General features: G+C 52.8%; 22 protein-coding genes. 8 read left to right on the top strand and 14 right to left on the bottom strand.

Annotated elements, in window-relative coordinates:
• Positions 1-86 precede the first annotated feature (86 nt).
• The 5 genes from ACQE3Z_RS04985 to pdeR all read left to right on the top strand — a co-directional run bounded on the left by ACQE3Z_RS04985 (position 87) and on the right by pdeR (position 9,211).
• Positions 87-2,393, top strand: coding sequence for an FdhF/YdeP family oxidoreductase (locus ACQE3Z_RS04985; RefSeq protein ID WP_250650037.1), 2,307 nt, complete (start codon positions 87-89; stop codon positions 2,391-2,393).
• Between the two features lie 124 nt (positions 2,394-2,517).
• A complete protein-coding gene (locus ACQE3Z_RS04980) occupies positions 2,518-4,449 on the top strand; it encodes an exoribonuclease II (RefSeq protein WP_426972457.1) in 1,932 nt (643 codons plus the stop codon).
• 202 nt (positions 4,450-4,651) lie between these two features.
• A complete protein-coding gene (locus ACQE3Z_RS04975; RefSeq protein WP_426972455.1) occupies positions 4,652-6,718 on the top strand; it encodes a carbon starvation CstA family protein in 2,067 nt (688 codons plus the stop codon).
• Entirely contained in the window at positions 6,711-7,004 is a 294-nt protein-coding gene (locus tag ACQE3Z_RS04970; RefSeq protein ID WP_426972453.1) for a YbdD/YjiX family protein, read from the top strand. The genes ACQE3Z_RS04975 and ACQE3Z_RS04970 overlap by 8 nt, the downstream gene beginning before the upstream one ends.
• Positions 7,005-7,225: 221 nt before the next feature.
• Complete coding sequence (gene pdeR, locus ACQE3Z_RS04965; protein WP_250650040.1) at positions 7,226-9,211, top strand: cyclic di-GMP phosphodiesterase; 1,986 nt, start codon at positions 7,226-7,228, stop codon at positions 9,209-9,211.
• A 6-nt stretch (positions 9,212-9,217) separates the two neighbouring features.
• Here pdeR and ACQE3Z_RS04960 read toward each other — a convergent pair whose 3' ends face one another.
• From ACQE3Z_RS04960 to araD, 3 genes are all read right to left on the bottom strand, one after another.
• Positions 9,218-10,084, bottom strand: coding sequence for a crotonase/enoyl-CoA hydratase family protein (locus ACQE3Z_RS04960; RefSeq protein ID WP_426972452.1), 867 nt, complete (start codon positions 10,082-10,084; stop codon positions 9,218-9,220).
• Positions 10,085-10,224: 140 nt separating this feature from the next.
• Positions 10,225-11,208: a 2-keto-3-deoxygluconate transporter gene (gene kdgT / locus ACQE3Z_RS04955; protein WP_426972450.1), complete on the bottom strand. Its 984-nt coding sequence runs from the start codon at positions 11,206-11,208 to the stop codon at positions 10,225-10,227.
• A gap of 168 nt (positions 11,209-11,376) precedes the next feature.
• Entirely contained in the window at positions 11,377-12,078 is a 702-nt protein-coding gene (gene araD / locus ACQE3Z_RS04950) for an L-ribulose-5-phosphate 4-epimerase (protein ID WP_426972448.1), read from the bottom strand.
• A 396-nt stretch (positions 12,079-12,474) separates the two neighbouring features.
• On the opposite strand from araD, the gene osmB reads away from it, so the two are divergent.
• The gene (osmB, locus tag ACQE3Z_RS04945) at positions 12,475-12,690 is read left to right on the top strand and encodes an osmotically-inducible lipoprotein OsmB (protein ID WP_103058444.1); all 216 of its coding nucleotides are present in this window, start codon (positions 12,475-12,477) and stop codon (positions 12,688-12,690) included.
• 81 nt (positions 12,691-12,771) lie between these two features.
• On the opposite strand, the gene yciH is transcribed toward osmB, so the two are convergent.
• The 5 genes from yciH to pgpB form a co-directional block, all read right to left on the bottom strand.
• Entirely contained in the window at positions 12,772-13,095 is a 324-nt protein-coding gene (yciH, locus tag ACQE3Z_RS04940) for a stress response translation initiation inhibitor YciH (RefSeq protein WP_250650043.1), read from the bottom strand.
• Positions 13,092-13,814, bottom strand: coding sequence for an orotidine-5'-phosphate decarboxylase (pyrF, locus tag ACQE3Z_RS04935; protein WP_426972446.1), 723 nt, complete (start codon positions 13,812-13,814; stop codon positions 13,092-13,094). The genes yciH and pyrF overlap by 4 nt, the downstream gene beginning before the upstream one ends.
• 233 nt (positions 13,815-14,047) lie before the next feature.
• Positions 14,048-15,217, bottom strand: coding sequence for a lipopolysaccharide assembly protein LapB (gene lapB, locus ACQE3Z_RS04930; protein WP_426972444.1), 1,170 nt, complete (start codon positions 15,215-15,217; stop codon positions 14,048-14,050).
• 6 nt (positions 15,218-15,223) lie between these two features.
• A complete protein-coding gene (locus ACQE3Z_RS04925) occupies positions 15,224-15,529 on the bottom strand; it encodes a LapA family protein (RefSeq protein WP_085071610.1) in 306 nt (101 codons plus the stop codon).
• A gap of 143 nt (positions 15,530-15,672) precedes the next feature.
• Positions 15,673-16,443 carry a phosphatidylglycerophosphatase B gene (gene pgpB / locus ACQE3Z_RS04920; protein ID WP_426972442.1) on the bottom strand — a complete coding sequence of 257 codons (771 nt, stop codon included), beginning with the start codon at positions 16,441-16,443 and terminating at the stop codon, positions 15,673-15,675.
• A 232-nt stretch (positions 16,444-16,675) separates the two neighbouring features.
• Here pgpB and ribA point away from each other — a divergent pair, with 232 nt between their 5' ends.
• On the top strand, positions 16,676-17,269 hold the full coding sequence (gene ribA, locus ACQE3Z_RS04915) for a GTP cyclohydrolase II (protein WP_426972441.1): 594 nt from the start codon (positions 16,676-16,678) through the stop codon (positions 17,267-17,269).
• Positions 17,270-17,327: 58 nt separating this feature from the next.
• Here the strand turns inward: ribA and acnA are convergent, their stop codons facing one another.
• The 5 genes from acnA to topA all read right to left on the bottom strand — a co-directional run bounded on the left by acnA (position 17,328) and on the right by topA (position 25,188).
• Positions 17,328-20,003: an aconitate hydratase AcnA gene (gene acnA, locus ACQE3Z_RS04910; RefSeq protein ID WP_426972440.1), complete on the bottom strand. Its 2,676-nt coding sequence runs from the start codon at positions 20,001-20,003 to the stop codon at positions 17,328-17,330.
• A 518-nt stretch (positions 20,004-20,521) separates the two neighbouring features.
• Positions 20,522-20,686, bottom strand: a complete 165-nt coding sequence (locus ACQE3Z_RS04905) for a hypothetical protein (protein ID WP_250650048.1) — start codon at positions 20,684-20,686, stop codon at positions 20,522-20,524.
• Positions 20,687-20,688: 2 nt separating this feature from the next.
• Entirely contained in the window at positions 20,689-20,844 is a 156-nt protein-coding gene (locus tag ACQE3Z_RS04900; protein ID WP_418304129.1) for a YmiA family putative membrane protein, read from the bottom strand.
• Between the two features lie 503 nt (positions 20,845-21,347).
• Positions 21,348-22,322, bottom strand: a complete 975-nt coding sequence (cysB, locus tag ACQE3Z_RS04895; RefSeq protein ID WP_085071605.1) for an HTH-type transcriptional regulator CysB — start codon at positions 22,320-22,322, stop codon at positions 21,348-21,350.
• A 277-nt stretch (positions 22,323-22,599) separates the two neighbouring features.
• Positions 22,600-25,188 (bottom strand): type I DNA topoisomerase, encoded by a 2,589-nt coding sequence (topA, locus tag ACQE3Z_RS04890; protein ID WP_426972439.1) that lies wholly within the window; start codon positions 25,186-25,188, stop codon positions 22,600-22,602.
• A 404-nt stretch (positions 25,189-25,592) separates the two neighbouring features.
• Here topA and ACQE3Z_RS04885 point away from each other — a divergent pair, with 404 nt between their 5' ends.
• Positions 25,593-25,844, top strand: coding sequence for a DUF2498 family protein (locus ACQE3Z_RS04885; RefSeq protein WP_426972438.1), 252 nt, complete (start codon positions 25,593-25,595; stop codon positions 25,842-25,844).
• 27 nt (positions 25,845-25,871) lie between these two features.
• Here ACQE3Z_RS04885 and sohB read toward each other — a convergent pair whose 3' ends face one another.
• Positions 25,872-26,921 (bottom strand): protease SohB, encoded by a 1,050-nt coding sequence (gene sohB / locus ACQE3Z_RS04880; protein WP_426972437.1) that lies wholly within the window; start codon positions 26,919-26,921, stop codon positions 25,872-25,874.
• Between the last annotated feature and the right edge of the window lie 52 nt (positions 26,922-26,973).

The following is a 26,973-nucleotide window of genomic DNA, read 5'->3' as shown; positions in this document are numbered from 1 at the left end:
CAAAATATTTAACCCGCAGCAGACTTCCCGGCAAAAGAAGCAATAAATGCTTAACAATTCATAAACACAATAAGCCTGCATGAATCATGAAATTCAAATCACAAATTAAGCCATATCAGGCCGCAGCGGGCGGCTGGGGCTCACTTGAAGCCACCACCCGTTTCGTTATTGACAGCAAACAAGCACTGAAAAACATGCGCAACCTGATGCGTATGAACAAAGCCAAAGGTTTTGACTGCCCGGGCTGTGCCTGGGGCGACGATAACAAAAGCACCTTTAGTTTCTGTGAGAACGGCGCGAAAGCGGTGACGTGGGAAGCTACGCGCCGCTTTGTCGACGCTGAATTTTTTGCCACGCACAGCGTCAGCACGCTTTACCAGCAGAGTGACTATTTTCTGGAGTATCAGGGGCGTCTGACCGAGCCGCTGCGCTATAACCGCCTGACCGATCGCTATGAACCGATCAGTTGGGAAAATGCGTTCTCGCTGATTGCTCAGCATATTCACGCCATGGACAATCCCAATCAGATGGAGCTTTACACCTCAGGCCGCGCCAGCAATGAAGCCTCCTGGCTTTATCAGCTGTTTGGCCGCATGGTGGGCACCAATAACTTCCCTGATTGCTCCAATATGTGTCATGAAGCGAGCGGCAGCGGCCTGAAGCGTAGCATCGGCGTGGGTAAAGGCACAATTCGCCTGGATGATTTCGATCATGCGGACGCCATTTTTGTCTTTGGCCAGAACCCGGGCACCAACCATCCGCGTATGCTGCACAGCCTGCGCCATGCCGCCGATCGCGGTGCCAAAATCGTAACCTTTAATACCCTACGCGAGCGCGGTCTTGAGCGCTTTGCCGATCCGCAAAAGCCGCTGGAAGTGGTGACATCAAAAGCGGGCACCATCAGCTCCACCTATTATCAGCCAAATCTTGGCGGTGATATGGCTGCGGTACGCGGTATGGTTAAAGCGCTGGCGGAAACTCACCGTGCCCGTATCGCCGCAGGTGAAAAAGGCCTGTTTGACGAAGCCTTTATCAATGCGGCTACGCAGGGCGTGGAAGATTACCTGGCAGCGGTAGATGCCACCAGTTGGGAAAAGATTGAACAGCAGTCTGGCCTGAGCGAGCAGCAGCTGCGTGAAGCAGCAGCGATTTACCAGAGCGCCGACCGCGTTATCTGTACCTGGGCGATGGGCATCACCCAACATAAGCACTCTGTGGATACGGTACGTGAAATCGTTAACCTGCAGCTGCTGTTTGGCCAGCTGGGCAAAAAAGGTGCTGGTCTCTGTCCGGTGCGCGGTCACAGCAATGTGCAGGGCAACCGCACCATGGGCATTGATGAGAAACCAACTCAGGCCTTCCTGGATGCAATGGCGCAGCATTTTGGCTTTGAGCCGCCGCGCGAGCCTGGTCATAACACAGTACAGGCGCTGGAAGCGATGCTGCGCGATGAGATCAAAGTGCTGATCGCGCTGGGCGGCAACCTTGCCGCTGCCGCACCGGATAGCCCGCGCACGGAAGAAGCGATGCAGCGCTGCGGTCTGACGGTACATATCAGTACCAAACTGAACCGTAGCCATCTGGTGCCGGGTCAGGAGAGCCTGATTCTGCCAACGCTGGGTCGTACTGAACAAGATATGCAGGCCACCGGCTCACAGTTTATTACCGTGGAAGATTCATTCAGTATGGTGCACGCGTCTGAAGGCGTGGGCAAACCGCTGGCTGAGACGCAGCGTTCAGAAACCGCTATCGTCGCGGGCATTGCAAATGCAGTGCTTGGCAACGCCAGGGTTGACTGGCTGGCGCTGGCGGCAGATTACAATAAAATCCGCGATCATATTGCTGCCACTATTCCCGGTTTTGCCGACTTTAATCAGAAGTGCGAGCAGCCTGGCGGCTTCTATTTAGGCAACGCCGCAGCCGAGCTGCGCTTTAATACGCCTGGCGGTAAAGCGCACTTTAGCGCGGCAGCCCTGCCCACCTCGCTGTTCCCACAGCTGGGCGATGTGAAAGTGCCGTTTACGCTGCAGTCGCTGCGCTCACACGATCAGTACAACACCACCATTTATGGTCTTGATGACCGTTATCGTGGCGTTTATGGTCAGCGTGAAGTGCTGTTCATTAACCCGGAAGATATGCGCGAACTGGGTTATGAAGCCGGGCAAAACGTGGATATTGAAACGCTGTGGAACGACGGTATTACCCGTCGGGTCAACGGCTTTAAGCTGGTGCCTTACAATATTCCACGTGGAAACCTTGCCGCCTATTATCCGGAAACCAACCCGCTGGTGCCCCTCTCCAGTTTTGGTGACGGCAGCGGCACGCCGACGTCAAAATCGGTGCCGGTAAAAATTTCTTTGTCAGCCGACGTGGTCACGCAGCGTATTGCCTGATAGCCTGTAAGCCTGTGTAAAAAGCCGGATCCTTCCGGCTTTTTACGTTTATTACACCTTGCCGGGCGCCAGCGAATCGCGTAAAACTGTCTGCCGCTCTTAGGCCACGAAACTGAATTCAACTATGTTCCAGGATAATCCGCTGCTTGCGCAGCTTAAAGAGAAGCTCCACGCCCAGACACCGCGTGTGGAAGGGGTGGTAAAAGGCACCGAGAAAGGTTTCGGTTTCTTAGAAGTAGACGCGCAGAAAAGCTACTTTATTCCGCCGCCGCAGATGAAAAAAGTGATGGCCGGCGACCGCGTCATCGCTGCGGTACAAACCGATAAAGATCGTGAAATTGCCGAACCGGAAACGCTGGTTGAGCCGTTCCTGACGCGCTTTGTTGGCCGGGTGCAGAAAAAAGATGACCGCCTTTCTATTGTTCCCGATCATCCTCTGATTAAAGATGCCATTCCCTGCCGCCCGGTACGCAGCCTGCAACATGACTTTCAGGCCGGTGACTGGGCCGTGGCGGAAATGCGCCGCCATCCGCTGAAAGGCGACCGTGGCTTTTATGCTGAACTCACTGAATTTATTACCACCGGCGACGACCATCTGGCGCCGTGGTGGGTGACACTGTCACGCCATAATCTTGAGCGTGAAGCCCCGGCAGAAACGTTCAGCGACATGCTGGATGAAAAGCTGGAGCGTGAAGATTTAACTGCGCTGAATTTCGTGACGATTGACAGCGCCAGCACCGAAGATATGGATGATGCGTTGTATGTTGAAGAGCTGGCGGATAATGCGCTGCGCCTGACCATCGCCATCGCCGATCCCACTGCTTATGTGCCTGCTGGCAGCAAGCTGGATGCTATCGCCGCCGAGCGTGCTTTTACTAATTATCTGCCGGGCTTCAATATCCCGATGCTGCCGCGCGAGCTCTCTGATAATGTCTGCTCGCTGCGCCCGAATGAGCGTCGTCCGGCGCTGGCCTGCCGCGTTACCGTTGGTCAGGACGGCTCGCTCTCTGACATCGTATTCTTTGCCGCCTGGGTCGAATCTAAAGCCAAGCTGGTGTATGACGAGGTCTCTGACTGGCTGGAAAACAAAGGCGAATGGCAGCCAGGCAACGAAGCGATCGCTCAGCAGATTCGTTTACTGCATCGTGTTTGCCTCTCCCGTGTAGAATGGCGTCAGCAACATGCGCTGGTGTTTAAGGATCGCCCGGATTACCGCTTCCTGCTGGGCGAGAAAGGCGAAGTGCTGGACATTATTGCCGAGCCGCGCCGTATCGCTAACCGCATTGTTGAAGAGGCGATGATCGCCGCCAATATCTGTGCGGCCATGGTGCTGCGCGATAAGCTTGGCTTCGGCATCTATAACGTGCATCTGGGCTTTGATGTCACGAATGCCGAGCAGGCCGCTGCCGTACTGGCTAATCACGGCGTGACCGCTGATGCCGCTGCAATGGCGACGCTGGAAGGATTTATTCAGCTGCGGCGCGAGCTGGATGCGCAGCCGACTCAGTTCCTTGATAGTCGTATCCGTCGTTTCCAGTCCTTTGCTGAAATCAGCACCGAGCCAGGCCCACACTTTGGTCTTGGCCTGGAAGCGTATGCCACCTGGACCTCCCCGATTCGTAAGTATGGCGATATGGTTAACCATCGTCTGCTAAAAGCGATCGTGCGTGGTGAAAGCGCGTCACGCCCGAATGATGACGTGACGCTGAAAATGGGCGAGCGTCGTCGTTTGAACCGTATGGCGGAACGCGACGTGGGCGACTGGCTGTATGCCCGCTTCCTGAACAAAGCGGCCGGTACCGATACCCGCTTCAGCGCAGAAATCATTGATGTTTCTCGTGGCGGTATGCGCGTACGCCTGCTGGATAACGGTGCAGTGGCCTTTATCCCGGCACCTTTTATCCATGCGGTGCGTGATGAACTGGTGTGCAGCCAGGAAAACGGCACGGTACAGATCAAAGGCGAAGTGATCTATCGCGTTACCGATGTGATTGAAGTCACCATTGCTGAAGTTCGCATGGAAACACGTAATATCGTGGCGCGTCCTGCTGCCTGATAGTGCCATTAACGGGGCGGTATCACGCCGCCCCGTTTTATTAACTGCCTCTGATATTAATAATCTGTCCGCTTGTCTTTCACAACTAAAACGCCTGCCGCCTCACACTTCTCTTAAATTTTCCTTTCTCTAACAAAACTTTAAATTATTTTTACCTTGCTTACCCATTTTCCTTCCCTCTGGATTCAGCAAGGAGTTAGTCATGAGAAACGTCAAAACCGGTTTGATCTGGTTAGCCGTGGCGTTGATTGGCGCATTTGCCTTCGCCATGCTGGCGATTAACCGTGGCGAGCCGGTTAACGCCGTCTGGCTGGTGGTGGCAGCCGTCGCCTGCTACAGCATTGCCTATCGCTTTTACAGCCTGTTTATCGCCAGGAATATCTTTGAACTTAACGATAGCCGCATCACGCCCGCCGAACGCTACAACGACGGTCTCGACTATGTGCCCACCAATAAATGGGTGCTGTTCGGTCACCACTTTGCTGCTATCGCCGGCGCTGGCCCGTTGGTTGGCCCGATCCTGGCGGCGCAAATGGGTTTCCTGCCCGGCACCATCTGGATCCTGGTGGGCGTGATGCTGGCGGGCGCGGTGCAGGATTTCCTGGTGCTATTTATCTCTACGCGACGCGATGGTCGTTCGCTGGGTGAGATGGCACGTCAGGAACTGGGTGCGTTTGCCGGCGTGATTACCATGCTCGGCGCGCTGGGCGTGATGATTATTATCCTGTCGGCGCTGGCGCTGGTGGTGGTAAAAGCGCTGGCTGACAGCCCGTGGGGCCTGTTTACCATCGCCGCGACCATTCCTATCGCCCTGCTGATGGGGATCTGGATGCGCTTTCTGCGCCCTGGCAAAATCGCCGAAGTGTCGCTTATCGGTTTTGTACTGATGATGGCAGCGATTATTTACGGGGGCGATATTGCGCAACATCCTTACTGGGGCCCCTTCTTTACCCTGAAAGGCACCACGCTAACCTGGGTGCTGGTGGGCTATGGTTTTATCGCCTCGGTGCTGCCGGTGTGGCTGCTGCTGGCTCCGCGTGACTATCTCTCAACCTTCCTGAAAATTGGCGTTATTGTCGGCCTGGCCGTGGGAATTTTATTCGCCATGCCTGAAATGAAAATGCCGGCTATTTCGCGCTTTATTGACGGCAGCGGCCCGGTGTTCTCCGGCGCGTTGTTTCCTTTCCTGTTTATTACTATCGCCTGTGGCGCAATTTCCGGCTTCCATGCGCTGGTCTCCAGCGGTACTACGCCGAAGCTGGTCGAGCGTGAAAGTCATATCCGCTTTATCGGCTACGGCGCGATGCTGATGGAATCATTCGTGGCGATCATGGCGCTGATCTGCGCCTCGGTGATTGATCCGGGTGTCTATTTCGCGATGAACTCTCCGGCGGCGCTGATCGGTACCACGGTAGAGAGTGCCTCGCAGGTCATTAACGGTTGGGGGTTTGTGGTAACGCCAGAAATGCTGACCGCCATCGCCCGTGACGTAGGCGAGACTTCGGTGCTGTCGCGGGCTGGCGGCGCGCCAACCTTTGCTGTCGGCATGGCACATATTATTACCGACGTCTTTAACAGTCGCGCCATGATGGCGTTCTGGTATCACTTTGCCATTCTGTTCGAAGCGCTGTTTATCCTTACTGCGGTAGATGCCGGGACGCGCGCCTGTCGCTTTATGGTACAGGACCTGGCGGGTACGCTGATCCCGGGCTTAGCCAATAACCGCTCCTGGCTGGGCAATATGGCGGGCACCACGGTCGCGGTCGCGGGCTGGGGCTTTTTTGTGTATCAGGGTGTGGTGGATCCGTTAGGCGGTATCAACACCCTGTGGCCGCTGTTTGGCATCGGCAACCAGATGCTGGCCTCAATGGCGCTGATCCTCGGCACCGTGGTGCTGTTTAAAATGAAAAAGCAGCGCTATGCCTGGGTAACAATTTTGCCGACCATCTGGTTATTTATCACCTCAATGACGGCGGGCTGGCAGAAAATTTTTCATGAAAAACCTGCTATCGGCTTTCTTGCACAGGCGAAAAAATTCAGTACGGCTATTGATAACGGCACCGTTATCGCCCCGGCAAAAAGCGTTGCGGATATGCAAACCATTGTGCTCAGCAATCAGATCAACGCCGCCCTGTGCGCTTTCTTTATGCTGGTCGCGGTAACCATGCTGATTTCCGCCTTTTTCGTGATCCGCCGCGCGTTGAAAAGCGAGCGTCCTACCACGCATGAAACTGAGCCGATGCTGCGTAAGGAGGTTCGTCATGTCTGAGTTGCTTCGCGCTGCCCCCGCGCGACGTCAAATGGCGAAAATTCAACGCTGCCGTCCGCTGGCTTCCTCAGATACACCGCCGCCTCAGGGTTGGCGGCTGTTCTGGCTGCGGCTGTCGCAAAGTTTTCGTCTGATGGTTGGCGTGCAGGATTATCAGAATTATTTGCGCCATATGCGACAGCGGCATCCTGCCGCCGTGCCGATGACGGAAAAAGAATTTCATCGGTATTGCCTGGAGGCGCGTTTCCCGGCAAAAGGTGGAAAAATGGGAAAATGTCCTTGTTAAACTGTCAGCAGCTATTACGGCTTCCCGTTGACTGATAGTATCAACATACAAAGCAAACGTTCAGGCGCCCATACCCGGGCGCCTGTTTAACGATCATTCGCGGAAGATGTTAATTTTTACGGAAAAAAGTCGCTTTTGGCATGCATAATGCTTATGTATTCAGTCATAAAGTATTACTAAACTTATGATAGTCACGCGATCTGCTTAACAGGATGGTTTGTATGCTTGAAGATCAGGGTCAAACATTACTCTATACGTTGTTTGGCACCCGCAGCCCTTACTGGCAGCTTACCTCCGACAGTGATGCCCTAAAACTTTCCCGGGAAGAACTGGCGGAAACGAGCCTGGCTGTTCCGCTTACGGCGTCTCAGGCGCAGCTGCTGCGCGCCATGACGGTAGTGACAACCAGCGTAAACATGGTAGTAAATTTGCGTGGCGAAGAATTGCCGATGCATTTTGTCGGACGCAAAGTCAATCAGGGAGAATGGGCTGGCACCGCATCGGCATGGGGCGATACCTCCTCCGTGGCGCGTGATTTGACCCAGGGGCTTTCTTTTGCCGAGCAGGTAGTCTCAGAAGCCAACTCGGTAATTGTCATCCTTGATCAAAACGGCAATATTCAGCGCTTTAACCGCCTCAGTGAAGAATACACCGGCCTGAAAGAGCAGGAAGTCATTGGCCGTAATGTCTTTCAGTTGTTTATGACTCGCCAGGAGGCGGTGGCCTCTCGCCGCAATATTACTGGCTTTTTCCGCGACGGCAGCTCTTATGAAGTAGAGCGCTGGGTGAAAACACGTAAGGGCCAGCGCCTGTTTCTGTTTCGCAATAAATTTGTTCACAGCGGCAGCGGTAAAAACGAAATATTCCTGATCTGTTCCGGCACCGATATCACCGAAGAACGTCGGGCGCAGGAGCGTTTGCGTATCCTGGCGAACACCGATACCGTTACCGGCCTGCCTAATCGTAACGCCATCCATCAACGCATCAGCGAAGTGCTGGAAAAACGCGAACAGCAGCAGATTGGCGTGGTTTATCTGGACCTGGATAATTTTAAAAAGGTTAATGACGCCTACGGCCATATGTTTGGCGATCAGCTGCTACAGGCGGTAGCGCTGGCGGTGCTCACCTGCCTGGAGCCACAGCAAACGCTGGGGCGTCTCGGCGGCGATGAGTTTATTGTGCTGGCGGAAAACAGCTCCCAGACCGCGCTGGAAGCGATGGCGTTACGCATTCTTACGCGCCTGCGTCAGCCTTTCCGCATCGGCCTGATCGAAGTGTATACCAGCTGTTCGCTGGGCATCGCGCTTTCGCCGCAGCATGGTGAAGATCGCGAAAGCCTGATACGCAATGCCGATACGGCGATGTATCACGCCAAAGAGAGCGGACGCGGGCAGGCATGCGTTTTTTCCGCTGAGATGAATCAGCGCGTCTTTGAATATGTCTGGCTGGATACCAATCTGCGTAAGGCGCTGGAGCAGCAGCAGCTGATTGTTCACTATCAGCCCAAAATCAGCGCAGGTAATGCGGTAACGAGCGCCGAAGCGCTGGTGCGCTGGCTTTCACCAGAGCGCGGCCTGATCCCGCCCAATGAGTTTATTTCTTATGCCGAGGAGTCTGGCCTGATTGTGCCACTTGGCCGTTGGGTGATGCTGACGGTGCTACAGCAAATTGTGACCTGGCGTCGTCAGGGGATTTATCTGCGCGTGGCGGTCAACGTCTCCGCGCGTCAGCTGATCGACCAGAGCATTTACAACGACCTGAAACAGGCTCTGCAGCTTAACGGCATGAACTCCAGCCCGATCGATATTGAGCTGACGGAAAGCTGTCTGATTGAAAATGAACAGCAGACGCTGGCCCTGATGCATAAGTTCCGCGAGCTGGGCGCAGAGGTGCATCTGGACGATTTCGGCACCGGTTATTCATCACTGTCTCAGCTGGCGCGCGTGCCAATCGATGCCATTAAACTGGATCAAAGCTTCGTTCGTGATGTTCATAAACAGCCCATTGCCCAATCACTGGTGCGGGCGATCGTTGCCGTGGCTAAGGCGCTGAATCTGCGAGTAATCGCAGAAGGCATTGAAAATCAGCAGGAAGAAGAGTTTCTGTTGAATAACGAAGTGGAAGAACGTCAGGGCTACTATTATGCGAAGCCAATGCCCGCAGATAAACTGGAGCATTGGCTTGCTCAGCGTCCTGCCAAGCCCTGAATCCTGTTAGCTTACTTTACGCAGCTGCGAACTGAGGCGGTTTTGCAGCTGAACCAGGCGCTCCATATAAGCCAGATCTTTTTCCTCAATGGTAAAGGCATAATCCACCCAATCCTCTGTGATATCCATCAGCTCGCCGCGTGAGAGCTGAAGCACGCGCTGACGCGCTTTGAGCATCGCTTTGACGCCGTTGAGTTTGGGCCGCAGCGTATCGATAAAGGTACGCGTAGCTCGATAGCCCTCCCCCTGCTGAAACAGGCGATCAACCAGACCGCGCGTTTCAAACCACTCGGCAGTATGACTCTCGCCTTCACAAATCAGCTCCTCAGCCAGTTTCATACCGGCGCGGCGCGCCACCAGTGAATAGCCGCCCATGCCGGGAAACAGGTTAAAAGCAATTTCCGGGAAGCCCATACGCGCATTATTTTGCGCCAGCAAAAAGTGATGGGATAACGCCGCCTCGAAACCGCCGCCCAGAGCGCTGCCTTCAACCATGGCGATAGTCACCGCACCGACATCGAATCCCTGCGCTGCGGCATGAATGCAATCCACACAGGCGCGCGCATAAGCACGCAGCGCCTCGCGTCTGTTATTTTTTATGCACTCCACAAAAAACTGCAGGTCGCCGCCAGCGTTAAACATCGCCGGAACCAGCGACCCTGTTACCCAAAAATCAATGGGTAAACCAGAGCGCTGAGCGGCATAACGGAGATTCATGATCTCTTCAATAAGCGCATGATTAAAGGAAGGCCGCGGTTCCGCACGTAGCATCATCCACATCGTGCGCCGCTCTTCTTCATACCAGGCATCCAGCTGAGTGGTCTGTCCAGATTCAGTAAACAGTCGGCAGGTAGGTTGGTTTAGTAATGACATAGTCTCATCCTCGGTATAGTTGATGCGTTAAACGCAACACCAGCCTAATGCAGAGTGAGACAACACTGAATGAGCGACTGATTTTTAAGATAAAATACAAAAAAACCCCGCCGTGGCGGGGTTGATTTTTAGCCAATAAATTACTTAACTGCTGCGCGCTGGCCTGCGGCTGCGCGATGCCGTTTTATCTGTTTTGAATAAATTGCAGTAATGATTGGCACTAACAGAGAGGTCACAATAACCGAGGTGGCGACCAGCGCCGTCGCTGCGGGCGCTACCGGTTTAAACTGCGGCACCATCTCAGCAATCAATACCGGCGTGGCTACTGCCGCGCCTGCCGAACTGGAGGCAGCCACCCCGGCCGTACCGTCTCCGCCGCCGATCAGACGATCGGCAATAATCAATGGGATGCCGGTAACGATAATAACCGCGACGCCCAGCATGATGCCCAGCAGGCCGGTCTGCGCGATAACCGCCAGATTGATGGTGTTGCCCAGTGCAAAGGCAAAGAAAGGAATCAGCGTCTGTACCGCCTTGCCGAAAAATTCACGCAGCTCAGGATCCAGGTTCCCTAAGGTAAAACCAACCAGGAATGGCAGCACCGCACCGACAAAAACATGTGGCTCAAACGAGGCGATCCCGGCGGTGCCTAAAATCACCATCGTCATTAACGGGCCCGATTCCAGTGACATCAGTACGAAGGCGCCCGCCTCTTCTTTAGTACCATACTGCTGCATTAAAGAAGCGTAGAGACCGCCGTTGGTCATATCCATTGCTGCTACCAGTGCCAGCGTTGACAATCCGGCCAGCATTCCCACTTCAAATCCATTTTCTGGTATCAGGCGGGAGGCGATAGCCGCCACAACCCAGGCCACAGCAATTTTTGTTACCACCAGCGTGCCCGACTTACGCAGCACGGTGCCGGTAGCGCTTAATTTTATTGATGCGCCCATACAGAAGAACCAGACGGCCAGAATCGGCACGGTTCCGCTCATCAATCCATTAGTAAACGATCCAAAGTACTTACCTGAATCAGGCGCAAATGTATGGCAAAGCGCCCCTAAGAACAGGGGCACCAGCATCATCCCGCCCGGTATTTTATCGATAGCTCTTTTGATATGCATGTTGCGTTCCACCCTTGTTGAGCAAGATGTCAGAACCATCCTGCAACGCCCATCGGGGCAATGGATAGCAACATACCGTGATTATTCAGCGGAAAAAGTGATCCTCTCGATATTTTTGAAACTACGTTTCAATTTTATAGAAAGCTTATTTTGCATTTGCGTGAGGCATCAACCTTTTTGCCCGTAATAGGCATTGGCGCCATGCTTGCGCAGCCAGTGTTTATCCAGCAAAGCCTGCTGCATTGCCGGTAAGTCTGGGGTAAGTTGTTGACTGAACAATGCCATGTAGGCCACTTCCTCCAGCACCACCGCACTGTGAACCGCATCTTTGGCACTTTTGCCCCAGGCGAAAGGCCCGTGGGAATGTACCAGCGCAGCAGGAACGGCCAGTGGGGCGATATCCCGCTCACGCAGCGTTTCGATAATCACCTGCCCGGTTTCCCATTCGTAGCGGTGCGCAATTTCTTCATCGGTCATCATACGCGTACAGGGAATCGGGCCATAAAAGTCGTCGGCGTGCGTGGTGCCCCAGGCAGGGATATCGCGTCCAGCCTGCGCCCAGATGGTGGCGTGACGCGAGTGCGTATGCACGATGCCGCCAACATCTGGCCAGGCCAGGTAGAGTGCCCGATGTGTATCGGTATCGGATGAGGGACGCTTATCGCCTTCGACAACTTCTCCGGTTTTCAGCGCCACAACCACCATATCGTCGCGCTTCATGGCGTCGTAACTCACGCCGGAGGGTTTGATAACCAGCAAACCGCGCTCGCGATCGATAGCACTGACGTTACCCCAGGTAAAGGTCACCAGATTGTGTTCAGGCAGCGCCAGATTGGCTTCAAGTACCTGCTCTTTGAGTTCTTCCAGCATAATCTTTCCATCCACCCTTTTGTAAATGCACTATTGTTATTGGGCTGGCGCGGTAAAGGTATGGAAGCGCTGGCTGATTAGATAGCGCGATCTGGCTGATAAGCTGGTTTTGGGTAGTGAATTAGGAGTTTTTAACCTGTTGTAACTTTTGGTAGTGCCTATAATTAATCAAGGCAATTGAACCCTGGGTGATTATTAGCGCCCTTATTTTTAATAAGTACAATTGCTGTTCCTGACGTAGACAGACGATCGGAAATCAACCAGATTCTGCCGCAACAACGGCAAAACAGGGATGTGTTCCGATCTAAAATAAACGGTCAGCGAACCTGAGACGCGGAGCAACCCGACTATACTTAAAAGGGTTCCTCTGTGAGCAACAATTAAGGAGAAGTAATTATGACTAACAATGCAAAACGCATTTCCGCTACCGTGCTGGCTGTTGTCGTTGCCCTGTCTTTAACCGGCTGCAGCAACTGGTCTAAACGCGACCGTAACACAGCAATCGGTGCTGGCGCTGGCGCTATTGGTGGCTCGGTTCTGACTAACGGCAGTGGCCTGGGTACTATCGGCGGCGCAGCTGTCGGCGGGATTATTGGTCACCAGATCGACTAAACTTTAATATAATTATAATTCAAGGCTACGCAGCGCATCTACCCATACGACAAGGCCGTTCATTGAACGGCCTTGTTTTTTTCATCCGCCAGCCAGTTTCACCTTGAATCCTTTCGCTTCCAGCAGGCTTTTTAATTCATCGCGTTTGTCGCCCTGAATCTCAATAAGGCCCTCTTTCGCTGCTCCGCCGCAGCCGCACTTTTTCTTTAGCTCAGCCGCCAGCTTATTAAGCCCGGCATCATCCAGATCCAGTCCGGTGATAATGCACACCCCTTTGCCTTTACGTCCGCTGGTTTGGCGCTGAATACGGACAATACCGTCGCCTTTAGGGCGTGGGGCTTTGATTTCCGGCTGAGTAATGCGGCCGCTGTCAGTGGAATAAACCAGCGGATTATCTTTACTCATGCTCCCTCCTGCAGTGAAGTCAGAATAGCCTGTAGCGTGGCTGCCGGATCGGCTGACTGAGTAATCGGGCGTCCAATAACCATATAGTCAACGCCCGCCTGCTGTGCCTGAAGCGGCGTCATAATACGACGTTGATCGCCCGCCTCGCTGCCGGCAGGACGTATGCCTGGCGTAACCAGTTTAAACGCCTGGCCGAACTGCTGCTTAAAGACAGCGGCCTCATGTGCCGAACAGACCACGCCATCCAGCCCGCACTGTTGCGTCAGACGCGCCAGGCGTGCGGCATATTCTGCCGGCGTTGCCGTGATGCCCAGATCCTGCAGATCGGCGGCTTCCATACTGGTCAGCACCGTTACCGCAATCAGCAGAGGCGCATCCTTACCAAAAGCGGTCAATGCTTCACGGGCGGCCTTCATCATACGCGCCCCGCCGCTGGCGTGTACGTTAACCATCCACACCCCCAGATCGGCAGCAGCGGCCACCGCATGCGCAACGGTATTGGGAATATCATGGAATTTCAGATCGAGGAAAACCTCAAAACCACGCTGATGCAAATCACGGACAAACTGAGGTCCGAAAAGCGTGAACATCTCTTTGCCCACTTTTAAACGGCAGCTGGCAGGATCGATACCATCCACGAAGGCCAGCGCACGGTTACGGTCAGCGTAATCAAGCGCAACCAGAACAGGCGAGTCATTACGGTTTTGAGGTTGAGACATGTCTATTCCTTCAACAATGGGGCACCGCACGGCGCAGGAGAAAACGGCAAGCATTCTACCTGCCACTGGCGGCGGAAAACAGCTTTAAGCTGCAGCAAACGGGGCCAGAATCGACCTGCCAGGCAAATTATCCGTGCTGCAAAGGGAGTCTACTGCTATTAACTTTAAGTATGTTGTAACTAATGACAGCACGATAACCCGCTGTAAAACAGGTTACCGCAATGGTGGTTTGATTATTGGCCATCCAGCCCGCGTATGGGTTTAACCGTTGACCAGGCACGACAAGAAGGACAATGCCAGTAGAGCGCGTGCGCCGTAAAGCCACATTTTTGACAGCGATAGCGTGGCTTGGTGCGGATCTGCTCGCCTACCATATCACGCAGCACCATCAGGCTCTCTTTGGCTCGGCCATCTTCCGCCTCATGCAGATGGAAATCCATCAGGCGATGGAAAACGCGCATGGTAGGATGCCGCTGTAGCTGTCGGTTGATATAAACCTGCGCCACATCCGCGCCCTCTTCGCGCTCCAGAATATCTGCCAGATGAAGTTCGGCCAGCGCGCCGGTGTTTTCTTCCACACAGCGGCGCAGATAATCAGCCCAGACGTGCGGCTGCCCCAACTGTTGATAACAGCTCTCCAGCATATCAAGCGTTTCGCTGACCAGCTCTTTATCCTGCTCAATCACGCGTTGCAGATGACCCGCGGCTCGGGCGTAATCACCCTTCGCCATAAAAATACGTCCCATCATGATGGAAACGCGCGCGCTCTGACGGTCGGCCGCCTCTCCTTTTTTCAGCAGGCTAAGCGCCCGGTCAAGGTCGTCGCTGCCCATCGCCAGCAAAGCCAGCTCGCAGTAGAAGTGCGCAATTTCTATCTGATGATGACTTTTACCGAGCTTAACCAGCCTTTCAGCAACGTCTATCGCTTTTTGCCATTCGCTGGTGGCCTGATAGATAACCAGCAGCTGCTGGAGCGCGCTGAGACGAAAATCGGTTTCGTCAGTGAGCTGTTCGAACATCTCTTCAGCCCGGTCATACAGCCCTGCCGCCATATAGTCGCGGCCCAGCTGCTGTACCGCCAGCAGACGTTGTTCGTAGCTCAGGGAGGCACTCTCCATCAGGGATTGATGGATGCGTATCGCACGATCCACTTCACCGCGCGAGCGGAAAAGATTGCCCAGCGTCAGGTGCGCTTCCACCGTGCCGCTGTCCTCTTTCAGCATATCGAGGAAAAGATCGACCGCTTTATCCTGCTGGTTTGACAGCAGAAAGTTTACGCCGGTCACATAATCGCGTGACAGACGATTCGCCTCTTGCTGCTTATCCTGCTGCGCACTTCTGCGCCCCATGTACCAGCCATAGGCAGCGGCCACGGGCAGTAACAGAAACAGCAGTTCCAACATCGGGAGTTATTCCTTGACGACAGGCGGATGTGACGGAGTCACGTTGTCGGTCTGAACGGTTTGCTGCTGCAGACGCTTGAGTTTACGCTGTGCATTAGCCAGTGACACGCGCACTCGCAGCCAGAAAAGACCACAGATTGCCCAGCCCAGTACAAACCCTGCGCCGAACAGCGAGGCCAGTAAAGTAGAGATACGGTACTCGCCCTGCGCAATCAAAAAGTTAAATGAGACAACCTGGTCATTATGCGCGCCAAGCGTCACAGAGATGATGAATATCACCAGAACCAGTAAAAAGATCAGTAAATATTTCACATTTCGTCCTGTAATTCGGTGTAAGCCAAAGGATTATGCCAAAAATGTCATAAGGATGCTTGCTGAGATAGTGGCTTTACTCGTTATCTCAGCAAAAATCTGTTTTCTCACTTAGGTTATGGGGCCGAAAAGGCGCATTGCAATCATGATTCTTTATCCTGTTCGCGCTGGGCAATCTCCTGATGCTCATCGGGCGGAATGGTCAACGGGCCACACAGGCGCTGCGCCAGCCAGCAAGCCAGCGTCACCAGCAGCCAGCTAATCCAGGTAGCGACCAGCAGATCGCGCGGCCAGTGCATTCCCAACAGCACCCGACTTCCCATAACGGCAACGGCCCAAATCATCAGGATTGTCACGGTTTTTCGGTGGCGGCGCGGCCAAAGTAGCCCCACGCCCAGCAGTGCCCAGCTGGCAGCAAACATGGTATGCCCCGACGGAAAGGCAAAGCCTGTTTCAAATGCCCAGTGACGCTTCAGCCACTGTGGAATATGGTTATCATTCGCCACTAAACGCGTCACTATCTGGCCGCGCGCCTGCCGATCCAGCTGATAAAACTCATCGCCGGGAATGCCATGCGTTTTTTCCAGCCATACCACATAGGGACGTGGCTCCTGCACCCGCGCCTTGATAAAAGATTTGGTATATTGCCCGGCGAGAATCGCGGCGATCATAATCACCAGCAGAAACAGCGCGGGTTTTAAACGAAAGCGCAGACACCATAAAAACCAGGCGCACAGGATTGCGCTGGTGAGGATCCCCCATGGCCGCGTCACGGTTTCCGTCATCCAGAACAGCAAACGTAAACCCAATCCGCTGGCGCCTGGCTGCCACTGCCAGTGGGAAAGCCACATCAACAGCGGCATTATCGACAGTAACAGAGCGCCAAAGGCGGTGCGTTTTGCTATTTCCAGCATGCTGCTTCCTTGTCATTAATAAGTATTCAAGCGAATAGCTTTTAATAATAGCTTACAAATGAACAACATAACCATGAATACTTAGATAATCGTGCGTTATCACATTAATCGTCGTGACGTATTACCCGTACGCAGACGGGTTATGGCAAAATAGACGCCATGTTTTCGGTCAGCCTGACCAACAGGCGCTACCTTGATGATAGCGCAACCTAATATGGTTCTGGAGAGTCACATGCAGCTTAAACGGGTGGCAGAAGCTAAACTGCCCACGCCCTGGGGCGATTTCCTCATGGTGGGATTCGAAGAATTGGCTACCGGCCACGACCACGTCGCGCTGGTATTTGGTGATGTTAATAACAATGAAGCCGTACTGGCGCGTGTGCATTCTGAATGCCTGACCGGCGATGCGCTGTTCAGCCTGCGCTGCGACTGTGGTTTCCAGCTGGAAGCTGCCCTGAACGCCATTGCTGAAGAAGGCCGTGGCGTTCTGCTTTATCATCGTCAGGAAGGCCGTAATATTGGCCTGTTGAATAAGATCCGCGCTTATGCGCTGCAGGATAAAGGCTACGATACCGTTGAAGCGAATCACCAGCTGGGATTTGCCGCCGATGAGCGTGATTTTACCCTGTGTGCCGATATGTTTAAGCTACTGGGCGTTGATGAAGTGCGGTTATTAACCAACAATCCACGCAAGGTGGAGATTCTGAGCGAAGCCGGGATCAATATCGTTGAGCGGGTGCCGCTGATTGTGGGGCGTAACCCCAAAAATGCGCACTATCTGGACACTAAAGCAGAGAAAATGGGCCATCTGCTGCCCAAATCCTGATAAGTCTGCCGGGCATTCCGTCGCATCATGCGTGTGTAGATGAATGCCCGGCGTCTGGTTAATTCAGCATATTACGAATCACATAATGCAATATGCCGTCGTTCTGGTAATAGGTTAGTTCATTGCCGGTATCGATACGGCAGCGCGTGTCCAGCTCTTCCCGGCTGCCGTCCGGGCGCGTAATAGTCACTTTCACCGTACCGCCGGGCTGCAAGTCACGCAGATTTTCAATATCAATCAGCTCTTCGCCACTCAGGTTTAACGTTTTTCGTGTTACGCCCTGCGGAAACTCCAGCGGTAAAATGCCCATACCGATCAGGTTGGAACGGTGAATACGTTCAAAGGATTCACAGATAACCACCCGAACGCCAAGCAGACGCGGCCCTTTCGCTGCCCAGTCGCGGCTGGAGCCAGAGCCATACTCTTTACCTGCAATCACCGCCAGCGGTACGCCCTGCTGCTGATAAACCATCGCAGCGTCATAAATCGACATCTGCTCGCCATTTGGCACTACACGCGTGATGCCGCCTTCCACTCCCGGCACCATTTCGTTGCGAATACGAATATTGGCGAATGTACCGCGCATCATAACCTCATGGTTACCACGCCTTGAGCCATACGAGTTAAAGTCACCGCGCTCCACGCCTCGCTCAAGCAAATAGCGACCCGCGGGGCTTTCCGCCTTGATGCTGCCTGCCGGAGAGATATGGTCGGTTGTCACCGAGTCGCCCAGCATTGCCAGAATGCGCGCGCCTTTGATGTCCTGCACCGGCTTGGGCGTTTTTTCCATATCATCAAAGAAAGGCGACAGGCGGATGTAGGTTGAGCCTTCATCCCAGTCGTAAGTGGCTGCCTCACTGACTTTGATCTGCTGCCATTCCGGCGTGCCATCAAAAACTTCTGAATACTCTTTCAGGAACATATCGCTGGAAACCTGCTGTACCGCCGCGGTGATTTCATCAGGCGTTGGCCAGATATCACGCAAATATACCGGCTTGCCGGTTTTATCCTCTCCCAGCGGCTCGCTCTGCAGGTTGATATTCATATTACCCGCCAGCGCGTAGGCAACAACCAGCGGCGGTGAAGCCAGCCAGTTGGTTTTGATCAGCGGATGAATACGGCCTTCAAAGTTACGATTGCCCGAAAGCACGGCACCGACCGTCAGATCGCCCTCTTTGATTGCGCTTTCAATATTTTCCGGCAGCGGTCCCGAGTTACCAATACAGGTAGCGCAGCCGTAGCCCACCAGATTAAAGCCGAGCTTATCGAGATAAGGGGTCAAACGCGCGGTAGCCAGATAATCGGATACCACTTTGGAACCGGGCGCCAGAGAAGCTTTCACCCAGGGCTTACGCTGCAAACCAAGCGAGACCGCTTTTTTCGCCAGCAGGCCGGCGGCCATCAGCACGCTTGGGTTGGAGGTGTTGGTACAGGAGGTAATGGCAGCGATAGCCACTGCGCCGTCGGTTAATTCATGTTCCTGCTCACCGTCACGGTAAGTGACCCCATGATGGGCTTTTTGCGCACGATTCACTTCCAGCTCGTTACTTTGCTGGAAAGCCTGCGGCACGTCGCCCAGGGAAACGCGATCCTGCGGACGCTTTGGACCAGCAAGGCTGGCTTCCACTTCATTCATGTCCAGGGCCAGGGTGCTGGTAAAAATCGGCTCTTCACCCGGCTCGCGCCATAATCCCTGCGCCTTAGCATAGGCTTCTACCAAAGCAGCCTGTTCGCTGCTGCGGCCGGTCAGTTTCATATAGCCGATGGTGACATGATCGATAGGGAAAAAACCACAGGTAGCGCCATACTCGGGTGCCATATTAGCGATGGTGGCGCGATCCGCCAGCGGCAAATCATCCAGCCCGTCGCCATAAAACTCTACAAACTTGCCGACAACACCCTGTTTACGCAGCATTTGCGTTACGGTCAGCACCAGGTCAGTGGCGGTAATGCCTGCACGTAATTTTCCCGTGAGCTTAAATCCCACTACGTCCGGGATTAGCATCGATACCGGTTGACCCAACATCGCCGCTTCCGCCTCAATACCGCCAACGCCCCACCCTAATACGCCAAGGCCGTTGATCATGGTGGTATGGGAATCGGTGCCGACTAAGGTATCGGGATAAGCGACACGCTTGCCATCCTGCTCTTCATGCCACACAGCCTGGCCTAAATATTCCAGGTTAACCTGATGGCAAATGCCGGTGCCGGGCGGCACGACGCGGAATTTATCGAAAGCCTTTTGCCCCCAGCGCAGAAAAACGTAGCGCTCGTGGTTGCGCTCCATTTCCAGCCGGACATTTTCTTCAAAGGCATTATCATCCCCGAAGCGGTCAACGGTCACGGAGTGGTCGATAACCAGATCAACTGGTGAAAGCGGATTTACTTTCGCTACATCGCCACCCAGACGCTTAACCGCTTCGCGCATGGCCGCCAAATCAACCACAGCGGGGACGCCGGTAAAATCCTGCATCAGTACACGTGCAGGGCGATAAGCGATTTCACGATCGGCATGGGCGCTTTTTTGCCAGTCGGCAAGCGCCTGAATATCATCAGCGGTAACAGAACTCTCATCCTGCCAGCGTAGCAGGTTTTCCAGTAACACTTTCAGTGACTTGGGTAAACGGGAGAGATCGCCCAGCTGCTGAGCGGCACGTGGAAGACTATAAAAATGGTAGCGTTGCCCATCTACATCCAGCGTGTCCTGACTTTTATCGCGCAGGGATAACGACATAGCTCCTCCTTTTTATAATGCGCTTAATAACCCGATGCTTAACAAGGTCTGTGTTAAACATAGTACAAACTGTGGTTAACGTTTTTATAACAACACGAATCGACACATTCACAGGAAAAAACAGGAAACAGCAAGGCGGAAAATGGAAACGTACGAGGGAAAAAGAAAAGCAAAACGCCCCGCAGTAAACAGACGGGGCGTTTGGACGGAGAACCAGAGAGAGAAATAACTTATTGCATTAAAAGCCAGGCAGCGGCCATCCAGACTAATAAGGAATAGGCGGAAGCGCTAAACAACGGAAAAAAAGTAATATTCATTAGGCACCCTCTCAGGTCGATTTCCGACCAATAAGTCACTGAACATTGAATCTATTAAAAAACATTAATAGATTCTACCGAATGCTGTAATTGGTTAATTTTATCGGGCGAAGTACAGTGCCCCGATCGGTTTGCCGATCAACAGAAAGGTCGAAATGAATAATTATTTTATTATTTTAGATAAATACGAATAGTTATAGTTTATTTATTGTTGTTATCTAGCATCAATTCAATAAAACTGCGCTGCGCGTCATTAAGATTCCATGATTCCGGAATCGTCGCTTTATCCTGTACTTTGGGTTTACAGCTGGCCGTTTTTAATTTGCGAACCGGCTGCGTTTTAAGCGGCAATGCTTGTTCCCACATAATTAACTCCAGATTTGCCAAACCATTAAGGCAACAACAGTCCAGAACAGGCCACACGCTGCAAATACTGCCAACCAGGCTTTGCGACGGATGCTGCTGCCACTTTTTGCCACCTTAGTGGCATTACCCTGTACGCCAGGTTGTATTGAAATTCTCATAGCCATAGTTTTTGATAATCACTCTCATTAAAACGATTGGTAACTTCAATCAGCTTTTAGGAGAAATCCTAAACATTTTAAGACCAAAAATCCAGCTATTTTTGTTGAGTTAAACGATAAGTACAATTTATCGTTCGCTAAAGATCGTATTAGTGATGCTTAACTTCATTCCCCTTTTTTAATCTTCCTTTAACTCAAATTACAGTAAGAAAATAACTTATAGATCCAGTTAATACTTGAGAAAAATTTTCTGAATCCCTTACTGGCTGCTGTTACGGGTTCGATTTAACTTGAGTATGAGAATTGTCCTGGCAGTGCGCAAAATTCCCCGCATGAAAATGTGTACTGTTTCTCATTTAATTAATAACAATTGAAAAACATGTGATGAATGTTTCATTTACAGAAAAATGATCCTAAAGATTCCAAAATTTGTGCAATTAGCTGGTATTAAAGACAAAAGGCCGCAGCAGCGGCCTTAATTCCACTCAATAAATAAGGTTATTCTATTTAAAAGGCAGACGGATATCTTTAAACATGGCTTCAATATCTTCATTTGAGCGTAGCGCCACCGCTGTATCAACCACGTCTCGCGTTAAATGCGGTGCAAAACGTTGAATGAAATCATACATATAGCTACGCAGGAAGGTACTGCGACGAAACCCGATTTTGGTGGTGCTGTTTGTGAAAATATCTGCGGCTTCAATACGAACCAGATCGGGATCGGCTACCGGGTCAACCGCCATACTGGCGATAACACCCACGCCCAGCCCAAGCCGCACATAGGTTTTAATCACATCTGCATCGGTAGCCGTAAAGACAATACGCGGCGTCAGGCCGGCACGATTGAACGCTGTATCCAGTTCTGAGCGACCGGTAAAGCCAAAGGTGTAGGTTACCAGCGGATATTCCGCCAGTTCCTCAATAGTGACATCGCTTTTTCCTGCCAGCGGATGATCGGGCGTGACCACAATGGCGCGATTCCAGTGGTAGCAAGGCAGCATGATAAGGTCGTCGTAGAGATGCAATGCTTCAGTGGCAATAGCGAAATCCGCGTTCCCTTTGGATACCGCTTCGGCAATCTGAGTTGGCGACCCCTGATGCATATGCAGCGAAACGCGCGGGTAACGCTCAATAAAGCCTTTGATTACGCCAGGAAGCGCATAACGCGCCTGGGTGTGCGTGGTGGCGACATACAGCGAGCCTTTATCGGGCCAGGTGTGTTCACCGGCCACTGATTTGATGGCATCGACCTTAGAGAGCACTTCACGCGCAATGCGGATAATCTCTTCGCCTGCAGGCGTCACCTGGGTCAGATGTTTACCGCTGCGCGCAAATATCTGAATGCCCAGCTCATCCTCCAGCATACGCACCTGCTTACTGATACCAGGCTGCGAGGTATAAAGCCCTTCCGCAGTCGATGAGACATTCAGATTATGATTAACTACTTCCACGATGTAACGCAGCTGTTGCAATTTCATAGTTGTTTATCCCGGATAAAGTACGCACTAAACCCGCGCGCGACCCGGGAAAACTCTCAGGAAAAGGCGCCTGGCGGGCGAGTTATAGCGACAGGAAATATCAGAATTACTGCTATAACAACTATAACATTTTTGTGTTTGATGTATAGCTTTTAGCTATAAGCAAAATAAAAAGAAAAGGCCAGTCAGAGACTGGCCTTGAGGCGGTAGCACAAATTTAACTGTAGTTTTGCGTTTCTTTTCTATTAGCGCTGAGTAACAGTAGAAAAAATGCGGCTTATTTTTCTGTTACGCGCCATGCGCCGTCAACGTAAAAAGCTGACCAGCCGGTGGCTTTGCCCTCTTTTTCGGAGCTGACATATTGCTGTTTGGTTTTACGGCTAAAGCGTACCAGCGTTTTGTTGCCTTTATCATCCGTGGCGGGCGCATCGGCAAGATAACGCAGCTTTTCCGGTAACCGATCGCGGAAGCGTTGCAGTTCTTCCACCAGCGGCGCACGGGTTTCACGCGATTTCGGGAAAGTATTGGCTGCCAGGAACACGCCTGCCGCACCGTCACGCAGCACAAAATAGGCGTCCGATTTCTCACAGGGCAGTTCCGGTAGCGGCACCGGATCTTCTTTCGGCGGCGCAACTTCGCCATTACGCAGAATTTTACGGGTGTTCTTACACTCGTCATTGGTGCAGGCCATGTATTTGCCAAAGCGCCCCATTTTCAGGTGCATTTCGGAACCACACTTTTCGCACTCAACAATCGGCCCGTCATAGCCCTTGATACGGAACTCGCCCTGTTCAATCTCATAACCATCACAGCTGGGGTTATTACCACACACGTGCAGCTTGCGATGATTATCAATCAGGTAGCTATCCATCGCGGTGCCGCACTTCTGACAGCGACGACGCGCACGCAGCGCGTTGGTTTCCGCATCATCCCCTTCCAGAATATTCAGAACTTCATTTTCCGGAATCAGATTGATGGTTTGCTTACAGCGCTCTTTCGGCGGTAAGGCATAGCCGGAACAGCCAAGGAAGACGCCGGTGCTGGCGGTACGAATGCCCATTTCACGACCACAGGTCGGACAGTCGATGGACGTCAACACCATCGGGTTGGGCTGCATGCCGCCCTCTTCCGGATCTTTTTCCGCCTGGTCCAGCTGTTTGCTGAAATCGGCGAAGAAATTATCCAGTACCGCTTTCCATTCAGCCTGATCGTTGGCGACCTGATCAAGGTTATCTTCCATATGCGCGGTAAAATCATAGCTCATCAGATCGCGGAAGTTCTCTTCCAGCCGATCGGTAACAATTTCACCCATTTTTTCCGCATAGAAACGGCGGCTTTCCACGCGTACGTAGCCACGATCCTGAATGGTCGAAATAATCGATGCATAGGTAGAAGGACGACCGATACCGCGTTTTTCCAGCTCCCGCACCAGCGAGGCTTCGCTGAAGCGCGCCGGCGGCTTGGTAAAGTGCTGGCTTGGATTCAGCTGCTGCAGGCTCAGCTCATCGCCAATCTCAATGGCTGGCAGAATACGATCTTCATCGCCTTTACGCAGCGCAGGCATCACTTTTGTCCAGCCGTCAAAGCGCAGGATGCGCCCTTTGGCTTTCAGTTTGAAATCGCCAGCGGCTACCGTCAGCGTGGTGGAATCATACTGCGCCGGCATCATCTGGCAGGCAACAAACTGACGCCAGATAAGCTGATAAAGCTTCTGGGCATCCGCTTCCATATCCTTCAGCTGTTCGGCCTGGATGGTCACGTCAGAGGGGCGTATCGCTTCGTGCGCTTCCTGAGAGTTCTCTTTGCTGGCGTAGGCGTTAGCTGTTTTCGGCAGATACTTATCGCCGAAATTTGATTCGATATAGCCGCGTGCCATCGCGACGGCATCCTGGCTCAGGTTAGTAGAGTCGGTACGCATATAGGTAATATGGCCCGCTTCGTACAACCGCTGCGCCAGCGCCATGGTTCTTTTAACGCCAAAGCCCAGGCGGGTACTGGCCGCCTGCTGCAGCGTAGAGGTAATAAAAGGCGCGCCCGGCTTGCTGCTGGTTGGCCGGTCCTCACGATCTTCTACGCGAAAACGCGCTTTTTCCAGCAGGCTAACCGCCGCCTGCGTCTGTTCTTTATTAACCGGTCGGAATGGTTTCTCACCCTGGTGAGTCACCTGCATCGGCAAGTCACTGCCCTTCGGTGTGGTGAGATCAGCGCTTAACTCCCAATACTCTTCCGGTACGAAGGCTTTGATTTCACGCTCGCGCTCTACCACCAGCCGTACGGCAACGGACTGAACGCGTCCGGCGGATAACCCACGGGCGATCTTTTTCCACAGCAGCGGGGAAACCATGTAACCCACCACGCGATCCATAAAGCGACGGGCCTGTTGAGCATTCACGCGCTCAATATTGAGCTCGCCTGGCTTATCAAAAGCCTGACGAATTGCATTTTTGGTGATTTCGTTAAACACCACGCGACTGAAGCGTTTGTCGTCGCCGCCGATCACTTCCCGCAGGTGCCAGGCGATGGCTTCCCCTTCGCGGTCAAGGTCGGTTGCGAGATAGATATGATCGGCTTCCTGCGCCAGCGCTTTCAGCTCAGCAACAACTTTTTCTTTACCGGGCAAAATTTGATAGTCAGCTTTCCAGCCGTGCCACGGATCGACGCCCATACGGTTAACCAGCGCCGTCTTTTCGTCTTTCTTCGCTTTTTTGGCAGGCCGAGCGTCAGCGCTCTTTTTCACCGTCGAGCCACTTGTCGGCAAATCACGTATATGACCCACGCTGGACTTAACCACGTAGTCTTTACCGAGATATTTATTAATCGTTTTGGCCTTTGCCGGGGACTCGACTATTACGAGAGCTTTACCCATATTTACCTTTACCTGATGAATACGTCCGAATGTAATGATGGCGTTTTCCAGCGTTGCCAGTCAGCGTGTCAACCTATATGAGCGAATCAAAAAGAATTCAACCTGGCCTGATTTGAAGCAAGCAACCTAATATACGACAGCTTATGGTACTGATTAGCAGACGATTTTAGCCGGAACCCGACGCTCATTGCTACTTGCGTAAAGTCATTTTTACGCCCGGACACTGAAACGCCCACACTGTACCTGATAAAATCGGATACGCAACTTAATTAGCATCTCGCCTGGTTTTACGCCACTTTTGGCGATTTTTCCCGCCGCCAGAATATCCATACTCTATTTGCGGTTAGCGACGTCAGGCCAGTAATATAGAAGAGAATTATAATCTGTCAAAATGGGGTTAAATAATGAACGCAAAAACGGTCGCGCTATCTCGCGGAGAAATACTCGAAAAAGCCAATGCGCTAATCCGTGAACATGACGATTATTTTGCCGGTATCGAAGCCAGCGAAGTGGAACAAAATGGTCAGTTGCTGATTTTTCGCGGCGACTATTTTTTGGATGAAAACGGGCTGCCTACCGCTAAAAGCACGGCGGTATTTAACATTTTTAAAGCGCTGACGGTGGGGCTTTCAGAGAAATATCATCTGGCCGATTAACGCCCGGACCAGCCGGGCGTGAGGGAGTTACAGCAGCGGCTTGTCGCCACGCTGCCACAGTTTCAGCAACTGACGAGCGGCACTGTCGGCGGCGCTTTGCGTAAAGCGATCCATCAGCTTTTTACGGCGCATATAACGCACGCTGACCACGCTGAAATGCTCCATGCGTTCGATAATTAGATCGTCGCTGGTTCCCAGCCCATCAATCAGCTGTTTTTCCAGCGCCTGGCTGCCATACCAATGTTCACCGGTCGCCACCCGATCGATATCTAATACCGGGCGCATTTGCTGAACAAACTGTTTAAACAGCAGATGCGTTTCATTGAGATCTTCGCGAAACTTATTACGACCCTGCTCGGTATTTTCGCCAAATAAGGTCAGCGTACGCTTATATTCTCCGGCGGTGTGCAGTTCCACATCAATATTGTTGCGCTTCAGCAAACGATTGAAGTTTGGCACCTGTGCAACCACACCAATCGATCCAATAATGGCAAAAGGCGCGGCGATAATGCGATCGGCCACGCAGGCCATCATATAGCCGCCGCTGGCAGCGACTTTATCCACCGCGACCGTTAAGCGAATATTTTTTTCCCGCAGACGCTGCAGCTGCGAAGCCGCCAGCCCGTAGCCGTGCACCACACCACCCGGACTTTCCAGCCGCAGCAGCACTTCATCCTGCTCACGCGCCACCGCCAGTACTGCAGAAATTTCTTCCCGCAAAGAGGTGACCTCACCGGCATCCATGCTGCCTTTGAAATCCAGAACATACAGCACAGGTTTATGTTCTGCGCCGGGCAGGCCCTGCTTCGCCTGCTGCTTAGCCGTTTTCGCTTCCTGCTTCTGCTTTTTCTTTTCCGCTTTCTGACGCAGCTTTTGCTCCTGCGGCGGCAGTAACGCCAGCAGCATCGCTTTTTTCATTTCACGGTAGCGCTCGTTAAGCTGGGTGACCTGCAGCTGCCCGCTTTGCCCGCGCTTACGTTGCGTAGCGTTAACCAGTATCAGGGCTATCGCTGCCACAGCAACCACAACGGTAACGATTTTTGCTAAAAATAGTGCATAGGAGAACAGTAAATCCATTCGATCCGCCTTTGTTGATGTCCTTTTGAAACCAAAGCGTAGTGTAGCCGAG

The sequence above is a fragment of the Pantoea sp. FN0307 genome (assembly GCF_050113815.1).
GTDB classification, from domain to species: Bacteria; Pseudomonadota; Gammaproteobacteria; order Enterobacterales; family Enterobacteriaceae; genus Mixta; species Mixta alhagi.
This window is presented reverse-complemented; position numbering and strand designations above follow the sequence as displayed.

Coding starts and splice junctions, on each gene's coding strand:
- ACQE3Z_RS04980 (WP_426972457.1), top strand. CDS start 2,518: ATGTTCCAGGATAATCCGCTGCTTGCGCAGCTTAAAGAGAAGCTCCAC.
- ACQE3Z_RS04960 (WP_426972452.1), bottom strand. CDS start 10,084: ATGTCATTACTAAACCAACCTACCTGCCGACTGTTTACTGAATCTGGA.
- acnA (WP_426972440.1), bottom strand. CDS start 20,003: ATGTCGTTATCCCTGCGCGATAAAAGTCAGGACACGCTGGATGTAGAT.
- cysB (WP_085071605.1), bottom strand. CDS start 22,322: ATGAAATTGCAACAGCTGCGTTACATCGTGGAAGTAGTTAATCATAAT.
- yciH (WP_250650043.1), bottom strand. CDS start 13,095: ATGAGTAAAGATAATCCGCTGGTTTATTCCACTGACAGCGGCCGCATT.
- ACQE3Z_RS04900 (WP_418304129.1), bottom strand. CDS start 20,844: ATGAGAATTTCAATACAACCTGGCGTACAGGGTAATGCCACTAAGGTG.
- sohB (WP_426972437.1), bottom strand. CDS start 26,921: ATGGATTTACTGTTCTCCTATGCACTATTTTTAGCAAAAATCGTTACC.
- ACQE3Z_RS04970 (WP_426972453.1), top strand. CDS start 6,711: ATGTCTGAGTTGCTTCGCGCTGCCCCCGCGCGACGTCAAATGGCGAAA.
- topA (WP_426972439.1), bottom strand. CDS start 25,188: ATGGGTAAAGCTCTCGTAATAGTCGAGTCCCCGGCAAAGGCCAAAACG.
- lapB (WP_426972444.1), bottom strand. CDS start 15,217: ATGTTGGAACTGCTGTTTCTGTTACTGCCCGTGGCCGCTGCCTATGGC.
- araD (WP_426972448.1), bottom strand. CDS start 12,078: ATGCTGGAAGAACTCAAAGAGCAGGTACTTGAAGCCAATCTGGCGCTG.
- ACQE3Z_RS04985 (WP_250650037.1), top strand. CDS start 87: ATGAAATTCAAATCACAAATTAAGCCATATCAGGCCGCAGCGGGCGGC.
- ACQE3Z_RS04905 (WP_250650048.1), bottom strand. CDS start 20,686: ATGTGGGAACAAGCATTGCCGCTTAAAACGCAGCCGGTTCGCAAATTA.
- ribA (WP_426972441.1), top strand. CDS start 16,676: ATGCAGCTTAAACGGGTGGCAGAAGCTAAACTGCCCACGCCCTGGGGC.
- ACQE3Z_RS04885 (WP_426972438.1), top strand. CDS start 25,593: ATGAACGCAAAAACGGTCGCGCTATCTCGCGGAGAAATACTCGAAAAA.
- pgpB (WP_426972442.1), bottom strand. CDS start 16,443: ATGCTGGAAATAGCAAAACGCACCGCCTTTGGCGCTCTGTTACTGTCG.
- kdgT (WP_426972450.1), bottom strand. CDS start 11,208: ATGCATATCAAAAGAGCTATCGATAAAATACCGGGCGGGATGATGCTG.
- pyrF (WP_426972446.1), bottom strand. CDS start 13,814: ATGTCTCAACCTCAAAACCGTAATGACTCGCCTGTTCTGGTTGCGCTT.
- ACQE3Z_RS04975 (WP_426972455.1), top strand. CDS start 4,652: ATGAGAAACGTCAAAACCGGTTTGATCTGGTTAGCCGTGGCGTTGATT.
- pdeR (WP_250650040.1), top strand. CDS start 7,226: ATGCTTGAAGATCAGGGTCAAACATTACTCTATACGTTGTTTGGCACC.
- osmB (WP_103058444.1), top strand. CDS start 12,475: ATGACTAACAATGCAAAACGCATTTCCGCTACCGTGCTGGCTGTTGTC.